The sequence below is a fragment of the Williamsia limnetica genome (assembly GCF_003217475.1).
In the GTDB taxonomy this organism is placed as follows: Bacteria; Actinomycetota; Actinomycetes; order Mycobacteriales; family Mycobacteriaceae; genus Williamsia; species Williamsia limnetica.
Window position 1 is genome coordinate 311,522 of record NZ_QJSP01000004.1, and the last position, 15,153, is coordinate 326,674.

At 65.0% G+C, this 15,153-nt stretch carries 16 protein-coding genes; 7 read left to right on the forward strand and 9 right to left on the reverse strand.

Annotated features, from left to right (window positions below):
- Positions 1-7: 7 nt before the first annotated feature.
- Genes DFR67_RS08830 through DFR67_RS08840 form a run of 3 tightly spaced genes read right to left on the reverse strand, consistent with a single transcriptional unit; the run spans position 8 to position 1,640 of the window.
- A complete protein-coding gene (locus tag DFR67_RS08830; protein ID WP_110469145.1) occupies positions 8-817 on the reverse strand; it encodes a hypothetical protein in 810 nt (269 codons plus the stop codon).
- The gene (locus DFR67_RS08835) at positions 814-1,230 is read right to left on the reverse strand and encodes an ImmA/IrrE family metallo-endopeptidase (RefSeq protein WP_211324976.1); all 417 of its coding nucleotides are present in this window, start codon (positions 1,228-1,230) and stop codon (positions 814-816) included. Before DFR67_RS08835 ends, DFR67_RS08830 begins: the two co-directional genes overlap by 4 nt.
- A complete protein-coding gene (locus DFR67_RS08840) occupies positions 1,227-1,640 on the reverse strand; it encodes a hypothetical protein (protein ID WP_143695264.1) in 414 nt (137 codons plus the stop codon). Before DFR67_RS08840 ends, DFR67_RS08835 begins: the two co-directional genes overlap by 4 nt.
- Before the next feature lie 62 nt (positions 1,641-1,702).
- Here DFR67_RS08840 and DFR67_RS08845 point away from each other — a divergent pair, with 62 nt between their 5' ends.
- Complete coding sequence (locus DFR67_RS08845) at positions 1,703-2,392, forward strand: EthD domain-containing protein (protein ID WP_110469147.1); 690 nt, start codon at positions 1,703-1,705, stop codon at positions 2,390-2,392.
- Positions 2,393-2,401: 9 nt separating this feature from the next.
- On the opposite strand, the gene DFR67_RS08850 is transcribed toward DFR67_RS08845, so the two are convergent.
- Both DFR67_RS08850 and DFR67_RS08855 read right to left on the reverse strand, forming a co-directional pair.
- The gene (locus DFR67_RS08850; RefSeq protein ID WP_110469148.1) at positions 2,402-3,250 is read right to left on the reverse strand and encodes an LLM class flavin-dependent oxidoreductase; all 849 of its coding nucleotides are present in this window, start codon (positions 3,248-3,250) and stop codon (positions 2,402-2,404) included.
- Positions 3,219-4,625, reverse strand: a complete 1,407-nt coding sequence (locus DFR67_RS08855; RefSeq protein ID WP_425451261.1) for an MFS transporter — start codon at positions 4,623-4,625, stop codon at positions 3,219-3,221. The genes DFR67_RS08850 and DFR67_RS08855 overlap by 32 nt, the downstream gene beginning before the upstream one ends.
- An 89-nt stretch (positions 4,626-4,714) precedes the next feature.
- On the opposite strand from DFR67_RS08855, the gene DFR67_RS08860 reads away from it, so the two are divergent.
- The 3 genes from DFR67_RS08860 (at position 4,715) to DFR67_RS08870 (ending at position 7,707) form a co-directional block, all read left to right on the forward strand.
- Positions 4,715-5,290, forward strand: a complete 576-nt coding sequence (locus DFR67_RS08860) for a YqgE/AlgH family protein (protein ID WP_110469149.1) — start codon at positions 4,715-4,717, stop codon at positions 5,288-5,290.
- A gap of 104 nt (positions 5,291-5,394) precedes the next feature.
- Positions 5,395-7,428, forward strand: a complete 2,034-nt coding sequence (locus DFR67_RS08865; protein WP_110469150.1) for a CocE/NonD family hydrolase — start codon at positions 5,395-5,397, stop codon at positions 7,426-7,428.
- Between the two features lie 21 nt (positions 7,429-7,449).
- Positions 7,450-7,707 carry a DUF3072 domain-containing protein gene (locus DFR67_RS08870; RefSeq protein WP_110469151.1) on the forward strand — a complete coding sequence of 86 codons (258 nt, stop codon included), beginning with the start codon at positions 7,450-7,452 and terminating at the stop codon, positions 7,705-7,707.
- Positions 7,708-7,728: 21 nt separating this feature from the next.
- Here DFR67_RS08870 and DFR67_RS08875 read toward each other — a convergent pair whose 3' ends face one another.
- Positions 7,729-8,172 (reverse strand): SdpI family protein, encoded by a 444-nt coding sequence (locus tag DFR67_RS08875; protein WP_110469257.1) that lies wholly within the window; start codon positions 8,170-8,172, stop codon positions 7,729-7,731.
- Positions 8,173-8,255: 83 nt separating this feature from the next.
- Between DFR67_RS08875 and leuS the strand changes: the two genes are divergently transcribed.
- Positions 8,256-11,102 carry a leucine--tRNA ligase gene (leuS, locus tag DFR67_RS08880; protein WP_110469152.1) on the forward strand — a complete coding sequence of 949 codons (2,847 nt, stop codon included), beginning with the start codon at positions 8,256-8,258 and terminating at the stop codon, positions 11,100-11,102.
- 17 nt (positions 11,103-11,119) lie between these two features.
- Here the strand turns inward: leuS and DFR67_RS08885 are convergent, their stop codons facing one another.
- Positions 11,120-11,560 (reverse strand): SRPBCC family protein, encoded by a 441-nt coding sequence (locus DFR67_RS08885; protein WP_110469153.1) that lies wholly within the window; start codon positions 11,558-11,560, stop codon positions 11,120-11,122.
- Positions 11,561-11,635: 75 nt separating this feature from the next.
- On the opposite strand from DFR67_RS08885, the gene DFR67_RS08890 reads away from it, so the two are divergent.
- Both DFR67_RS08890 and DFR67_RS08895 read left to right on the forward strand, forming a co-directional pair.
- Positions 11,636-12,013 carry a hypothetical protein gene (locus DFR67_RS08890; RefSeq protein ID WP_170135203.1) on the forward strand — a complete coding sequence of 126 codons (378 nt, stop codon included), beginning with the start codon at positions 11,636-11,638 and terminating at the stop codon, positions 12,011-12,013.
- Between the two features lie 113 nt (positions 12,014-12,126).
- A complete protein-coding gene (locus DFR67_RS08895; RefSeq protein ID WP_245937827.1) occupies positions 12,127-12,924 on the forward strand; it encodes a DUF4436 family protein in 798 nt (265 codons plus the stop codon).
- Positions 12,925-12,962: 38 nt separating this feature from the next.
- On the opposite strand, the gene DFR67_RS08900 is transcribed toward DFR67_RS08895, so the two are convergent.
- Both DFR67_RS08900 and DFR67_RS08905 read right to left on the reverse strand, forming a co-directional pair.
- On the reverse strand, positions 12,963-13,646 hold the full coding sequence (locus tag DFR67_RS08900; protein ID WP_110469155.1) for a helix-turn-helix domain-containing protein: 684 nt from the start codon (positions 13,644-13,646) through the stop codon (positions 12,963-12,965).
- Between the two features lie 88 nt (positions 13,647-13,734).
- Positions 13,735-15,150, reverse strand: a complete 1,416-nt coding sequence (locus DFR67_RS08905; RefSeq protein ID WP_110469156.1) for an amidase — start codon at positions 15,148-15,150, stop codon at positions 13,735-13,737.
- Positions 15,151-15,153: the final 3 nt, after the last annotated feature.

Here is a 15,153-nt window from a genome sequence, read left to right on the forward strand (position 1 = left end):
TTGGCGGTCAGGCCGCTTCTTCTCCGGTGCGGTGTCGCAGGCGCCGATCCTCCAGTGCCCGTGCGGTGCGATAGGTGCGACCGGCGCGCCATACCCGGAAGGCGGCCTCCAGGCCGAGCAGCAGTGTTCCCACCATGCAGAAGCTGAGCGCGAGCAATCCCAGGGCGACACTGACCGGACTGTTCTCGGCGATGTGAACATCGGCCGCCCAGACGAGACCGGTGCCGATGATCTTCCACACGGACCAGGCGACGGCAAAGATGCCACCAATTCCGACGATGAATCGCAGCTTTCCGAGCTCAGACCGTACGACGGTCCAGGCGAGGAAACCCGCAGGCAATCCGATCCAGATGGAGAACACGGCCTCGTAGAGAACGACGTTGAAGATGTTCCCGTAGTCCGCGAGAAAATCGGTGCTCGGAGCAAAAGTCGAATGCACCAGGGTCAGGTTGATGATCGCGACCGAGCCGGCGGCCCCGAGCACCAGCATCATCAGGCGCTGATGCAGGTCGGGATCGGTCCATTCGTCGCCGTCGGGATCGCGACTCTTACGGCGGATCGCCATCAAGGCGCCCATGAGGGCACACCCGGCAATGACGGCCGAGGTGGCGCCCCAGATGCGCTCCGAGGTGTTGAGGGGATCGCGGACGCCGTCGACGGGGATCAGGCTGATGTAGTTCTCACCGGTGAGGGAGTAAAACGCCATGCAGACGCCGAAGGAAATGGTGGTTGCGTGGCGATACCACCCTCCACGCAGCGCGACCAGCACCGCCAGGACAACGCCGATCCAGGCAAGTGCGCCGAGCGCATCTCTCATGCCACGATGCCAACAGCTCCGAACGCAGCAGTCAAGGCGCGGTTGTTACGGGGCTGGTTGCCGCGGCCCTCGGCGAGGGTGCCGACCGTGGTCGCGAACGCCTCCGACTGCGCTTCCCGCCGGGAGTTCTGATCGCAACCCTCGTGACCGGCGAGTAGGTGCCAGGCCTCGTGCGCCGCGATGTGAATTCGATGCGCCTCGGACACGTTTGCCGGGATGACGATGACGGCGGTTCCGCGACTGGTGCGCAACGCCGCGCCGGTGACCTCACCTGAGACGAGGCTGTCAGAAGTGATGCATCGGACCGGGCAGCCGAGTTCCTTGGCCAACCGGTTCTCGAACGCCTCCCACGACCAGTCACCCTCGGGTGAGATCGCGGCGGCGAGCCGAAACATCTTCTGGCGGGTCATCATTGCCCGACGCTCTTTTCGGCCTCGAGTACCCGGCTCACCTCGCGGAGCAAGGTGACCAGTTCGGCCCGCCCGGTCGAGGACAGTTGATCGGCGCGGAGACCCGCAACCTGCAACCCGGTTTCTTCGATCGCTGCCTGGACCTCTTCACCGAGGGTCCGAGGACTGGAGGAGAAGTGGTCCTTCGAGACACCGAAGAACGAGCAGATGGCGTCACGTACGGCGCCGTCGACCTTCATCACGCGGCCCTTGCGAATCCGCCACACGAACTGCCGATCGATGGTCCGGCCGGTTTCGGCCGTGACCCAATCGGCGATCTCTGCGTTTGCCGTCCGAGAGCCACCTGGCCAGCGGGACGCACAGAGCCTATTGAGCTCTATTGCGAACTCAGACACCTCATCACGATTGCGCATGCGCACCATAGTGCCAGGTGAATAGCCCTTTTGTCGCTATGTCAGAGGCTAAGGTCACTCAGATGGAGAAGGTCATGCTTGCCGTGAGGGGTCCGGTGCCGAGTGCGAAATGGTGCTCTGACCTGCGCGAACAGGGTGCGAAGATCGGTTTCGGTGGCGTCGCGATCAACGTTCGAGACAATCTGGTATCGGGTTCTAAAATGACTCTGACAACGCTCGATCCACCGATTGTGGCGGTGGTGAGTGTCTGGACGGAACAGTCCTACGGGCAGTCGGTCGCAGAACTCATCGACCTTCTCGACAGCTCATTTGGTCTCATTTCGGCGTATCTGGTGACGGAATCGGTACCGCTGCCAGTGCCCCGCGTCGACCCCGGTGAGCGGACCCCGGGGCTCGCGAACATCGCGTTTCTCCGTAGACCTGTCGACCTCGACGAGGCGACATGGCGACGGCGCTGGCATCTCGACCACACTCCCGTTGCGATCGAGACCCAGGCGACGTTCGGCTACGTGCAGAACACCGTCGTCCGGTCATTGACTCCTGACGCACCGACGGTCGACGCGATCGTCGAGGAGTTCTTTCCCATCGAGGCGGTCCACGACGTCCATGCCTTCTTCGGCGCCGCGGACGACGAAGAACTGACCGACCGGATGACCCGGATGCTTGCGAGCACCGGCGCCTTCGGAGCGGACCAGAACATCGACACCGTGCCGACGAGTCACTACCTCTATCGGGACCCGTTCGTCCGTTGACTTCCGCGGTCAGAACGTGGGAGGCCCGGCCTTGATGCGCTCGAGTTGGTACGCGATCGGATCTGCCGGCTGTGCCGCCCAGTCGGAATCGAGCCACCAGGTGATGCCGGCATCGGCGAGTTGCGCGGCCTTGCGACGCTCTGAGTCGCGATCGGTGAGATCAGAGGTGCCCTCGAACACGATGTCGTAGTTTCCCGTGAAACCGAGCTCGTCCCGCAGTCGACGGATCTCCGTCGCGATGGCCGCCCACTGCTCCACCCCGACCGTAACCGGGCCGTCCGGCATCGAGCCGTCCGTCTTACGGAAGTTGGGCAGCAGTCCATCGCATCGCGCCGCCCTCGCCATGGACGTGCGCGCACCCTGTAGCCCCACACACCACGTGGTGATCCGCGGCGTGGAGACGATGGGGTCGGGGAGTTCGAAATCGGTCGGTTGTACCTGGTAGTGCTTGCCCGAGTACTCGAAAGGCTGTCCGCCCCAGAGTCCGAACAGTACGTCCAGACCTTCGTCGAACAACTCGGCACGGGTCTTGCGACCCTGATCTCGCTCGAACGCCAGCCACCCGGGGTGCAGCGCTCCCATCCCGACGCCGAGGATCACCCGGCCGCCGCTGAGTCGGTCGAGAGTCGCCGTGGTGGACGCGAGGTCCCACGGTTTGCGTCGGGGGAGGGGAGTCAGCATGGTCCCGAGCCCGATGCGTTCGGTACGCATCGCCGCAGCGGTCAGTGAGATCCACGGGTCGTTGCCCCAGAGGGCCTCCCAGCCGAACACCGCATCCCAGCCTGCGTCCTCGGCCGCAACCGCCATCGCCGCAAAATCCGCGGCGTCACCTTTGGGAAAGACGATTCCGTATCGCATGTCGGTCTCCTGGATGTTCGGCCCCGGGGATGGTTGCGTTCTCCCGATTGTGGATCAGGCCTACGACAACGATCGCGATCGCGTAGATGGCGGCGCCGGCCACGACGAGGCTCGGCGAGCGGCCATCCTCGGCGATGGTCAGGGCGCCGACCGTGATGGCGCCGACGAATGCGAAGTTGAACAGGGCGTCCTGGAACGAGAACGCCTGCCCGCGCCGGGCGTCTGCCACATCCATCTGCATCGCGGCATCACCGCACAGCTTGCACACCTGTCCGATCAGTCCGAGTACCGCGGCGGCGACGCAGATCACGATCCCGTTGAAGCTCCACAGGGTGAGCTGGGCGACGACGCCGACCGCCAAGGCGGAGACCACTGCTCGGCGGCGTCCGAACCGCGCGACCAGGAACGGGGTGAGCAGCGCCGCGAACAACATTCCGACGGCGGTCATGGCCGCGACAAGACCGAATCCGGACAGACCTCCACCGAGCGTCGAGTTCTTGGTCAAGACCAACAACATCAGGGTGTTGAAGCCGAACACCAGCCGGTGCGCACCGACCCCGGCCAGCGCGGCAGCGACGGGTGGGGCCTGCCACACGGCGCGGGCACCGTGGCCGAGACCTACTGTGACCGCACGAAAGGCGGATCCGCTCGGATGCTGCGGGGTGACCTTGCCGACGACGTCGGGATGATCCGGACCGAGTTGCAGGGGTTCGAACCGGTGCGCGATCGCCGCGGCGGCCAACGCGACGACCACGGCTCCCATGACCGTCGCCGCGCTACCGGAGTTGTCGGATCCGAAGATCTCTCGCAATGCCAGGGCGCCACCTGCACCAAGAGCGAGCGCGCCTGCCCCGATGGTGGTGAAGAAAGAGTTCATCCCGACCAGCAGGTCCCGTTCGATGACATGGGGCAGACCTGCGGACAGACCTGATGCCACGAACCGGCTCGCGCCGGTGACGGCCAGTGCCGCGATCAGGACGCCGGTGTCGTTGGCGCCGGTTGCGATCACCAGGGCGACCAGTGACACCAGCACCGCACGCAGCACGTTGGCCCAGACGAGGACCGTGCGGCGATCCCAGTGATCGAGCAGGGCACCGGCGAACGGACCGATCACCGAATAGGGCAACAGCAGTACCGCCATACCTCCGGCCACGGCCATGGGATCGGCGTGACGTTCGGGGTTGAACAGAATGGCTCCACCGAGCGCGGCCTGGAAGAGGCCATCGGTGAACTGACTGCCCAGTCGCACCGAGAGCAAGCGAAAAAGTCCAGGTGAATCGCGGAATGACCGCACGAACTGCCGCAGCGGCAGGCGATGGCTACCGGAGCAGGAGGGCGGCCCACAGGCCGCCGCGGTCGGTTCGACGTTCACCATCACCAGCGTACAAACCTTGGCGCCCCGGTGTGCTGCCGCAGCCGAAGTGCGCCCGCGAAAACCGACCTTCGCCGTGACATGATGAAGCGATGTCACCCAGTTCAACCGAGGTGTCTGCAGGCAGCTTGCTCATGGCCTCGACGGATCTGGCCGAGCCGACCTTTCGGCGCACGGTGATCTACATCATCGAGCACAACGACGCGGGCAGTCTCGGGGTCGTCCTCAACCGCATGAGCCAGACGGCCGTCCACAATCTGTTGCCGGCATGGACCGACACCGCTGCCCGGCCCAAGGCGATCTTCGTGGGCGGTCCGGTGAAGCAGGATTCGGCCTTGTGTCTGGGAGTGGTCCGGCCCGGCGTGAGCATCGATCATCTCCCGGCGCTGCGACATGTCGAAGGCCGCGTGGTGCTCGTCGATCTCGACGCCGACGCCGAGGAGTTAGCGGCCGCTCTCTCCGGCGTGCGGATCTTTGCGGGTTACGCAGGCTGGGGAATTGGACAACTGGGTGACGAACTGAGAACCGGCAGCTGGATCGTGGCGCCGTCGCTGCCGGACGACGTCCTCGCCCCGGCGGAGACGGACCTGTGGTCGCAGGTGCTCCGCCGCCAACCCTGGCCGCTGCCGCTGCTGTCGACCCACCCGATCGAACTCGAGAAAAACTGACGCCCCGTTCACACCTTGTTGTGAGCCTGTTACTCTTCCTCAGCAGTTGTGAGCGTCGTCTCATCGGCGGTGCTTGGGGTCGGGGTGCATCAGAGGGGGAGCCGATGAGGCTTTCGGTACGGTTCGTGGGGATTGTCGCAGGGGCGATGTCACTGGCGTTGACAGCAGGACTGGTCAATCCTGTTGCCGCAGTGGCGCATCCGAGCGGAGGCGCGGACGGCAAGCGCTGGACTGCAGAGCACGACACAAATTTGCAGTACCCGGGAACTCACGTGCAGTGGGATGTCCCGATCACGATGAGCGACGGCACCGTGCTCAAGGCGAACGTCTACCGGCCCGCTGATGCGGCCGGTCGTCCGGTCGACACCAAGACGCCGGTGATCCTGAATATGACGCCGTACACCAAATTGGTCTCCGCGGTCGCCGAGGCCGCGCTGTCCAACCCGGTGCTCGGACCGCTGGCCCTGCAGCTCGCTGACCTGCTGAACTTCTCGGGTACCCCGATCGATGGTCTCGCCGATCTCATCCAGGCGCTCAAAGGCGGCGGAGTACAGGCCTTCTCGGTCGATTCGAAACTCGTCCGCTCCGGCTACACCCAGGTCGTCGTGGACGTTCGCGGCACCGGCTTCTCCCAAGGCGTCTGGGATGTCTTCCGCGCGCGAGAACAGCAGGACACCCTCGAGGTCATCGACTGGGCCGCGAACCAGAAGTGGTCCGACGGCAAGTTGGGGATGAGCGGTATCTCGTACTCGGCGATCAACCAGATCCACGCCGCGAACAAGAACCCGGCGGCCCTGAAGGCGATCTTCCCGGTGGAGCCAGGCGGTGACCTGATCCGCGACATCGTCGCTCCCGGTGGCGCACTCGGCTTCGGATTCCTGCCGCTGTGGCTCACGCTGGTCAACGGTCTGAAGTTCGTGCCCGACGTGGGTTCGATGCTCGACGGCACCTTCGACTGGAAGTGGCTGTCGTCGCGATTGTCCGACCCCGCGGTGTTCGCACCCCAGCTGCTCGACGCGTTGACCGCACCCAGCATCGGTGAACTCCCGCCCCGCACGATGAATCTGCTCGACGAGAGTTCGGCCGAACGTACCGGGTGGCAGGACTACGCCCAGAACATCAAGGTCCCGACGATGATCTACGGCGGCTGGCACGACCTGTTCACCAACAGTGAGTGGCGGATGTTCGACAACATCCCGCTCTCGGGCGGCAAGAAGCAGCTGATCATGGGTCCGACCTACCACATCAATCCGGGTACCAGATTCGGTGAACCGGGCTACCCGCCTCGTCTGGATGTGTTGCAGCAGGCCTGGTTCGACAAGTGGCTCAAGGGAATCGACAACGGAATCGAGAACTACGGCCCGGCTACGCTCTATCAGCAGGGCAACGGGTGGACCACCGCCCCTGACTTCCCGCAGCCGGGGATGGAGAACCAGCGGCTGTACCTGTCCGACCGGCCGAGTGGCACGGCGCCGCACGCGGTCCGCGATGGATCTCTGTCCACGGCGCCGCCGACCGGTCGTGGCCGGTTGACGATCGCACCGGGCCTGACGACCCTGTGTTCCAGGGACGCCGCGCAGCAGACCGCAGGGATCGTCGGAGTGTTCTCCTTCTGCGCCGACGACGCCCGGATAGCGGAGACCAACGCTCTCACCTTCACCACTGCGCCGGTCACGACGGCGACGACGCTCAGCGGGCCGGTGAATCTGCACCTGAACACGATCATGGACGCCACGGACGGCTATTGGACGGCGACACTCAACGATGTCGCACCGGACGGCACCTCGACGGTGCTGACCTCCGGTCAGGTGATGGCGTCCCTGCGCGCTCTCGATGAGGAGAAGACCGGGTACGCGCCGAACGGCGATGTGATCGACCCGGTGAACACACTGACCCTGGAAACCCGTCAGCCCGTGGTCCCCGGTCGGCCGGTGCAACTCGATGTCGGTCTGCTGGCCACTGACGCGCTGATCAAGCCCGGGCATCGGCTGCGCATCGATGTGTTCGCGATGAACTTCCCGAAGGGACTGCCGCTGCGGCCGCTCCTGAACGAATCCGAACTGAAGCCGGAACACATCCAGCTGGACCCGAACGCGCCGAGCTATGTCAATGTGCCGGTGTCACGATTGGTTCCCTGAACTTCTGGGTAGCCGGGGGTTATGACATCGAACAAAGATTCGGAGAACGCCAGCTCCTCGGACGCTGATACGGGCGAGGTCCTGGGCGCGGGCGCGGGCAACACCACGGAAAAGGATCCCGACGATTGGGTGACCGGGGATGAGCCGATGACCGGGGCTCAGCGCAGTTACCTGGACACGTTGGCCCGCGACGCGGGCGAGACGATCACGGCAGACCTGACCAAAGCCGAGGCGTCCGAGCACATCGAACGACTACGCAAGGCCACCGACCGGGAGTGAGGATGCGGTGAGGTCGGCGCCTCAGGCCTTCGGGCCCGCGGCGCTGTCCTCGGTCACGCACATGCTCTGCAGCGAGCAACTGGTGCATCCACCGGACACGCCGCAGTCGGATGCCGGGTCGGGCGCTGCTGCGGCGGCGGCGCGGATGGCCAGAGAGCCGACGACACCGGCGATGCCGATACCGACGGTGATCGCCGCGAGGGCAACGATCAGGCCGACTCCACCGCCGAGCGCTGCGGCCAGAGCCGCGCCCATGGTCAGCACCACTCCGGCGCAGATCACGCCGGGTCCGGCGACGCGGTTGGCGAGGACAAACGCTTCATCACTCTGCAGTGTTTCGGCCGAGCGAACCCCTAGCCAGCGATTGCGCGGCAGTCGGGACACGGTTCCGAGGACGCCTGCGGTCAGACAGACCAGCGCCAGCACCAGCGCGAGAGCAGCGAAGATCAGGGCAGCAACGGTCACCACAACAGGATACGAGCCCGGTGCAAATCAGCACTGCGCAGGCCGCGGTGAGCTGCGCGCGAGCAACGCTTTACGCTGGTCAAGTGACTGGTTCGACGACTCCTGGCCCTGACGATTCCCCGCAGCACCGTTATACGGCGCAGCTCGCGGGGCAGATCGAGGAGCGCTGGCAGCGGAACTGGACCGAGCGGCGCACCTTCGAGGCACCCAATCCTGTCGGTGAGCTGGCCGGTGACCTCTCGGCATTCGACGGACCCGACGCGAAGCTGTTCGTCCAGGACATGTTCCCGTACCCCTCGGGCTCCGGCCTGCACGTCGGCCACCCGCTGGGCTTCATCGCCACCGACGTCTACGCGCGCTTTCACCGGATGAACGGGCACAACGTCCTGCACACGATGGGCTTCGACTCCTTCGGCCTCCCCGCCGAGCAGTACGCGGTGCAGACGGGTACCCATCCGCGCACGACCACCGAGGCCAACATCGAGCGGTATCTGGAGCAGATCCGTCGGCTCGGTCTCGGTCACGACGAGCGCCGCCGGGTGGCCACCACCGACGTCGAGTTCTACCACTGGACTCAGTGGATCTTCTTGCAGATCTACGACGCCTGGTACGACGCCCAGCAGGGCAGGGCTCGTCGCATTCCGGAGCTGATCACCGAACTCGACGCCGGCACGAGGACTCTGACCGGCGGGCGGGTGTGGGCCGATCTCGACCAGGCGGCCAAGAACGACGTCATCGACGAGTACCGCCTCGTCTACCAGAGCGATTCGCTCGTCAACTGGTGCCCAGGATTGGGCACCGTGCTGGCCAACGAAGAGGTCACCGCCGACGGCCGTAGTGACCGCGGCAACTTCCCGGTCTTCCGTAAGCATCTGCGGCAGTGGATGATGCGTATCACCGCGTACAGCGATCGGCTCCTCGACGACCTCGATCTGCTCGATTGGCCGGACAAGGTCAAGACCATGCAGCGCAACTGGATCGGCCGATCCCGCGGCGCGCAGGTGGCATTCGGTTCGCCGGCCGGACCCATCGAGGTCTTCACCACCCGCCCGGACACGCTGTTCGGTGCGACGTACATGGTGCTGGCCCCCGAGCACGAGTTGGTGGATCAGCTGACGACCGCGGCGTGGGGCGACGACGTCGACTCGCTGTGGACGTACGGCGCCGCGACACCCGCTGCCGCCGTGGCGAAGTATCGCGAGACGATCGCTGCCAAGTCGGATCTCGAGCGCCAGGAGAACAAGGAGAAGACCGGCGTCTTCACCGGCAGCTACGCCACCAATCCGGTGAACGGCCAGCAGGTTCCGGTGTTCATCGCCGACTACGTACTCATCGGCTACGGCACCGGGGCGATCATGGCCGTTCCGGCCCATGACGGCCGCGACTACGAGTTCGCCACCGCCTTCCGGCTGCCGATCATCGAGGTGATCGGATCGCAGCAGGGTGTCGCAGAGCAGGCGTATTCGGGCGACGGTCCCCTGGTGAACTCCGGGTTCTTGACGGGGATGTCCGTCGACGACGCCAAGGTGGCGATCATCGAGAAGCTGGAATCGGACGGCGCCGGTCACGGCACCATCCAGTACAAGCTGCGGGACTGGCTGTTTGCCCGGCAGCGGTACTGGGGCGAGCCGTTCCCCATCGTCTATGACGCTGCCGGCGCGCCACATTCGATCCCTGACTCGATGCTGCCTGTCGAACTGCCGGACGTCGTCGACTACGCACCGATCTCGTTCGACCCCGATGACGCGGACAGTGAACCCTCGCCGCCGCTGGCGAAGGCGACCGACTGGGTCAACGTGGAGTTGGACCTGGGCGATGGGCTCAAGGACTACACCCGCGACACCAATGTGATGCCGCAATGGGCGGGCAGTTCCTGGTACCAGCTGCGTTACATCGACCCCGAGAACTCGAAAGAACTGTGCGCCAAAGAGAACGAGGCGTACTGGATGGGTCCGCGGCCGGACCTGCATGGCCCGACCGATCCCGGTGGCCTCGATCTCTATGTCGGCGGTGTCGAGCACGCGGTGCTGCACCTGCTCTACTCACGCTTCTGGCACAAGGTCCTCTTCGATCTGGGTCATGTCTCGTCGGCCGAGCCATACCGCCGGCTGTACAACCAGGGCATGATCCAGGCGTACGCATTCACCGACTCGCGGGGGATCTACGTGCCGGCCGAAGAGGTCGTCGAAGAGGACGGCAAGTTCTTCTACGAGGGCAATGAGGTCAATCGGGAGTACGGGAAAATGGGCAAATCGCTCAAGAATTCCGTTGCACCCGATGACATCTGCCGAGACTACGGCGCCGATACCTTGCGGGTGTACGAGATGTCGATGGGCCCTTTGGACACGTCGCGGGCCTGGGCCACCAAGGACGTCGTCGGAGCCCAGCGGTTTCTGCAGCGCGCCTGGCGGCTCGTGGTGGACGAGGAGACCGGAGCGACGCGGGTCACCGAGGATGCGCTGACCGATGACACCAACCGGTTGCTGCACAAGACGATCGCCGGCGTCCGCGAGGACTACAGCAATCTCCGCGACAACACCGCGGTCGCCAAGTTGATCGAGCTGACCAATCACCTCACCAAGCAGTATCCGGGAGGCGCTCCTCGGGATGCGGTGCAGCCGTTGGTGTTGATGCTTGCACCGGTCGCTCCCCATGCTGCGGAAGAGCTGTGGGAGCGGCTCGGTGGTACCGAGTCACTGGCGCACGGCCCGTTCCCGACTCCAGATCCGGCTTGGCTCATCGACGACACCATCGAGTACGCGATTCAGGTGAAGGGCAAGGTCAAGAGCCGGATCACGGTGGCCGCTGATGCCGATGAGGCGACGGTGAGCGCCGCGGCGCTCGCCGACCCGAAGATCGTCGAGCTCCTCGACGGAGAGCCCCGTAAGGTCATCGTCGTCCTCGGCCGGATGGTCAACATCGTCCCCTGACCCCCGAAAGGCGGGGCTCAGGCGGACGCGTCCAGTTTCGCTTTGAGCGTCGAGTCGGTGTGCCGGATGACCTGTCCTGCAAAGGGTTCGATCATCGCACCCAACGCGCGTCCGGCGATGCCCCCGGGCAGCTCGTAGGAGAACTCCACGGACACGTTCGTGCCGCTCTCGGCGTCGTCGAAACGCCAGACGGTCGCCGCTGTGAAGCCTTTGATCGACTCGAGACGAATCAACTCGTTCTCGACGAACTCGGTGACCTCGACCGTCGCGGACAACGCCTTCGGACCCACATTCATCACGACGTCGAATGAGGAACCGAGCCCGTAGGTGACCTCGGAGACCGGCTCGAACTTCTTCACCCCGAACATCCATTCCGGAACGTGCTCGTGGTCGTTGACGTAGGCGAACGCGCGTTCCCGCGGCGCGCTGACCTGCGAGCTGTGCCGAACTGTTCCCATGCCCGAACTTCCCCTCGTGTGTACTACCTGCCGAGTAACCTACCCAGGCAAAAGGTCACTGTGGGGAGGAATCCGATGACAGTACGACGACGGCTCGGGGCCGGGCTGGGGATCATTGCGGGCCTGGCCATCGCGGCGGCCGGTGCGGGCACCGCCGGCGCGGCACCGTGGGGGAGTACAGGGGTGCCCGACGTCGGCATCGAGCGCGCCCAGGGGGAGGGACTCAACGCCTGCACCGTCCGGGTGACCAACCGTGGCGATCGACCAGCGACAGATGTGACGGTACAGGTCTTGCCAGGGTGGGGGCCCTACGCCTTCGGCACCCTTGATCCCGGCGAGTCGTCCGTTGCCAGCACCTTCGACTGCGGTTTCTCCCGCAGGCTCCTGCACGTCGTCACCACCTCGAACGGCGATGCGAACTGGTCCGACAACGTCCTCTATTTCGAGCTCTAGCCGATACACTCACCGCCAGGACCGGCGCCTGTTCACGGCCGCCGAATGGTGAAAGATCGCAGAGGGGCGGCGAAGTGGCGCAGACCGGTAAACGACCAACATGGCTGAGGGGTTTGGCGATTGTCGTCGGGCTGTTGATCGTCTACATCGCTGTGCTGGTGGCCTACGCCGCAGGAAACACGGACGACGATGCGGACTCGCGGGAGCCGTCAGCGAATGGGGTGCTGATCTACCTGGACGTCGATGCCGTCAATGGAGCCGACTTCTCGGTGGGCGGCCACGTATCGGTTTACCCGGGCCCGGATCTCCTCGACGCGAGAGGGGATCTGAAAGAAGATCTGATCATCGACGTGTCCCCGATGGTCTCCACGTCCGCCCTCGAGTTCTCGAGCGGGTCGCGCCCGGGCACAGTGCCGGTGACGTTGTACAGCGACGGCGACATACGGCACTGGCCTTTCGACACCTACACGTCGGAATCGGTGGCGGTGCAGGCATATGGTCCGAACGACGCGGAGTTGCCCACCGAAGTCGCGATCACCGATTCCCTCATCGGCTGGGACGTCGAAGCCGGGGACACCGACCCCACCGAGGGCCAGGTGTTCTCGATCACCTCGTCCAGGACGGCCGGATCCCTGACATTCGACCTCGCCCTGTGCGTGATGCTCATCATCCTGCCCATCTGCACCCTGTTCGTTTCGATCCAGACCGTGCGTCGGCGCAAGGCATTTCAACCCCCGATGGTCACCTGGTTCGCGGTGATGCTGTTCGCCGTGCTCCCCCTGCGCAACATCTTCCCGGGTGCACCCCCGTTCGGATCATGGGTCGACTATTCGGTGGTGCTCTGGGTTCTCGGCGGGCTCGTAGCGTCGCTGGCACTGTACGTGGTCGCCTGGTGGAAGCAGGCCCCGTGACGCTTGTGGTCGGCTGACCTCAGATGCACGGCTGACCCTCAGAGCAAACCGAGTTCGATCGCCCGCACGACAGCGCAGACCCGGTTGGCGGCCCCGAGTTTGGCCAGGATGTGTTCGACGTGCGAGTTCACAGTGCTCCGGGAAATGAACAGGGCCGCCGCGATTTCTGCATTGGACATGCCTCGTGCCATCAGCGGCAGCACTTCGCCCTCACGGGTGCTCAGGGCCACTTCTCGTTGCCCGCGCACCATGGTCACGGTGTCGGCGGCCACGGGACGGACCTCGGCCAGTAGCGCTTTGACCCAGTGCGGCACCGAATGCTGAGCGACACTCACATGGACGGCACCGATCATCTCGCCCTGTTCGCCGGTGAGCGCGATCGAGGTGCCCTCGTCGAATCCGGCGGGTTGCAGAATGTCCTGCACCGTGTGCCCGGTGCGGTAGTCGGGAATGTCCCGCCACGTCAGGATCCCGGTGGGCTCGCGCTGAACCACCTTCATGCCGGGGTCGGACTCGACGAACTCGGTGAGCAGGTAGTCGATGACCGGCGGCCTGTACCCGGAGCTGGCGACGAGCCGATGCCTGCCATGGTCGACACAGGTGACCGCCGCGGCGGAATCGGCGAGGTGACCGGTCACAAACCGCGTCAGGCCGCTCATCCGTTCCTCGGGGGTGCCACGGGTCATCACCCCGAGTAGGCCCTCGAACACCAGCGGAGACATAGGTCGACGATAGTCTCCACCGGTGCTCGAGATGGCCGAATTCTGTTACGGGGATGGAAATTTCGGAACGACTGTGCACGCTTCCGGATCACAGGGATGGAATCTTGTCGGCCCAGGGCCGCACCCTCTCGAGCGCGGCGCCGGCGCGCAGGACGGCGGCGTCGTCGTGCAGTCGGCCGGCGATCTGCAGACCGACCGGCCGACCGTCTGAGGTGAATCCGGCCGGCACCGTGATCGCAGGGGTTGTCATCATGTTGAAGGGATAGGTCATCAACCATCCGAGCAACTGCGAACGCAGCGATGCGCCGTCGAGCCGTGTCGGCGCGAACTGGTCGAGGGTGAACGTCGCCTCGCACAGTGTGGGCGAGACCAGGAGGTCGTAATCGCGCATGAACGTCGAGAAGCTGTCCCACATCTGACCACGGAACAGATCTGCCCGGCCCACGTCGACACCGGTGAGCCGTTCCCCTTCACGCATCAGCTCGATCAGGTTCTCGTCGACCTGCCCGTGGAGCTGATCCCACTCGACCATGTCGTGTTCGGCGGCGAAACCAGGTACCCAGATGCCGTTCCACATCGCTTCTTCCGGGTCGCCCCATGCCGGGGTGGCCTCCTCGACGTGAGCACCGAGTTCCTCGAAGGTTTGGACCGCCGAGGCGCAGATGTCCCGGACTTCCGGATCCACCTGTGCGAACCCGAGGTCGGGTGACCACGCGATGCGCCATCCGGTGATGCCCTTTTTCGTCTCGGCCACCCAATCGATGTCCGAGGAGGGAAGGCTGAGCGGATCTGCGGAGTCGGGGCCTGCGATGACACTGAGCATGAGCGCGTTGTCTTCGACTGTTCGGGTGATCGGTCCGTGGTAGGCCCAGCTGTAGTAGCGGCCGGCCAGAATTGTCTGTGGCACACGCCCGGTCGACGGTTTCAAGCCGACCACTCCGCAGAGTGAGGCCGGAATGCGGACCGATCCTGCACCGTCGCTGCCCTCGGCGAGGGGACCGAGCCCCGCTGCGACGGCAGCCGCGGCTCCACCGCTCGAACCACCGGCGCTGTGCCCTGGCTTCCACGGGTTGTGGGTCGGACCGAACAGGTGATTGTCGGTCCCGCCGTAGTAGCCACTCTCCGGAGTGTTCGTCTTCCCGAGGAACAGCCCGCCGGCGGCCTTCAAACGCTGCACGATGACCGCGTCGTGTTCTGCGATGTTGTCTTTGAGTGGGACCATTCCGAAGGTCAACGGTCGCCCGGCCACCGCGGTCAGATCCTTGATGGTGAAGGGCACCCCGTGCAGCGGGCCCAGTGGTGTGCCGTCGGAAATACTCTCGGTCAGCTGTTTCGCGTCGGCGCGCACCTGCGCGCGGTCGAAGTCGACGATGGCGTTGATGCCGGGGTTGACCGCGTCGACACGCTCGATCATCTCCTCGGCGATATCGGCTGGGGTGGTGCTCCCAGCGCGGACGGACTCGGCGAGTTCTGTTGCAGTGAGCCAGGAAACGGATTCGGTCATGGT

Excerpts from the sequence above, each read along its gene's own strand:
- DFR67_RS08830 (WP_110469145.1), bottom strand. The coding sequence starts at position 817 with ATGAGAGATGCGCTCGGCGCACTTGCCTGGATCGGCGTTGTCCTGGCG.
- DFR67_RS08885 (WP_110469153.1), bottom strand. The coding sequence starts at position 11,560 with ATGGGAACAGTTCGGCACAGCTCGCAGGTCAGCGCGCCGCGGGAACGC.
- DFR67_RS08845 (WP_110469147.1), top strand. The coding sequence starts at position 1,703 with ATGGAGAAGGTCATGCTTGCCGTGAGGGGTCCGGTGCCGAGTGCGAAA.
- DFR67_RS08890 (WP_170135203.1), top strand. The coding sequence starts at position 11,636 with ATGACAGTACGACGACGGCTCGGGGCCGGGCTGGGGATCATTGCGGGC.
- DFR67_RS08905 (WP_110469156.1), bottom strand. The coding sequence starts at position 15,150 with ATGACCGAATCCGTTTCCTGGCTCACTGCAACAGAACTCGCCGAGTCC.
- DFR67_RS08865 (WP_110469150.1), top strand. The coding sequence starts at position 5,395 with ATGAGGCTTTCGGTACGGTTCGTGGGGATTGTCGCAGGGGCGATGTCA.
- DFR67_RS08855 (WP_425451261.1), bottom strand. The coding sequence starts at position 4,625 with ATGGTGAACGTCGAACCGACCGCGGCGGCCTGTGGGCCGCCCTCCTGC.
- DFR67_RS08860 (WP_110469149.1), top strand. The coding sequence starts at position 4,715 with ATGTCACCCAGTTCAACCGAGGTGTCTGCAGGCAGCTTGCTCATGGCC.
- DFR67_RS08850 (WP_110469148.1), bottom strand. The coding sequence starts at position 3,250 with ATGCGATACGGAATCGTCTTTCCCAAAGGTGACGCCGCGGATTTTGCG.
- DFR67_RS08870 (WP_110469151.1), top strand. The coding sequence starts at position 7,450 with ATGACATCGAACAAAGATTCGGAGAACGCCAGCTCCTCGGACGCTGAT.
- DFR67_RS08900 (WP_110469155.1), bottom strand. The coding sequence starts at position 13,646 with ATGTCTCCGCTGGTGTTCGAGGGCCTACTCGGGGTGATGACCCGTGGC.
- DFR67_RS08835 (WP_211324976.1), bottom strand. The coding sequence starts at position 1,230 with ATGATGACCCGCCAGAAGATGTTTCGGCTCGCCGCCGCGATCTCACCC.
- DFR67_RS08840 (WP_143695264.1), bottom strand. The coding sequence starts at position 1,640 with ATGCGCAATCGTGATGAGGTGTCTGAGTTCGCAATAGAGCTCAATAGG.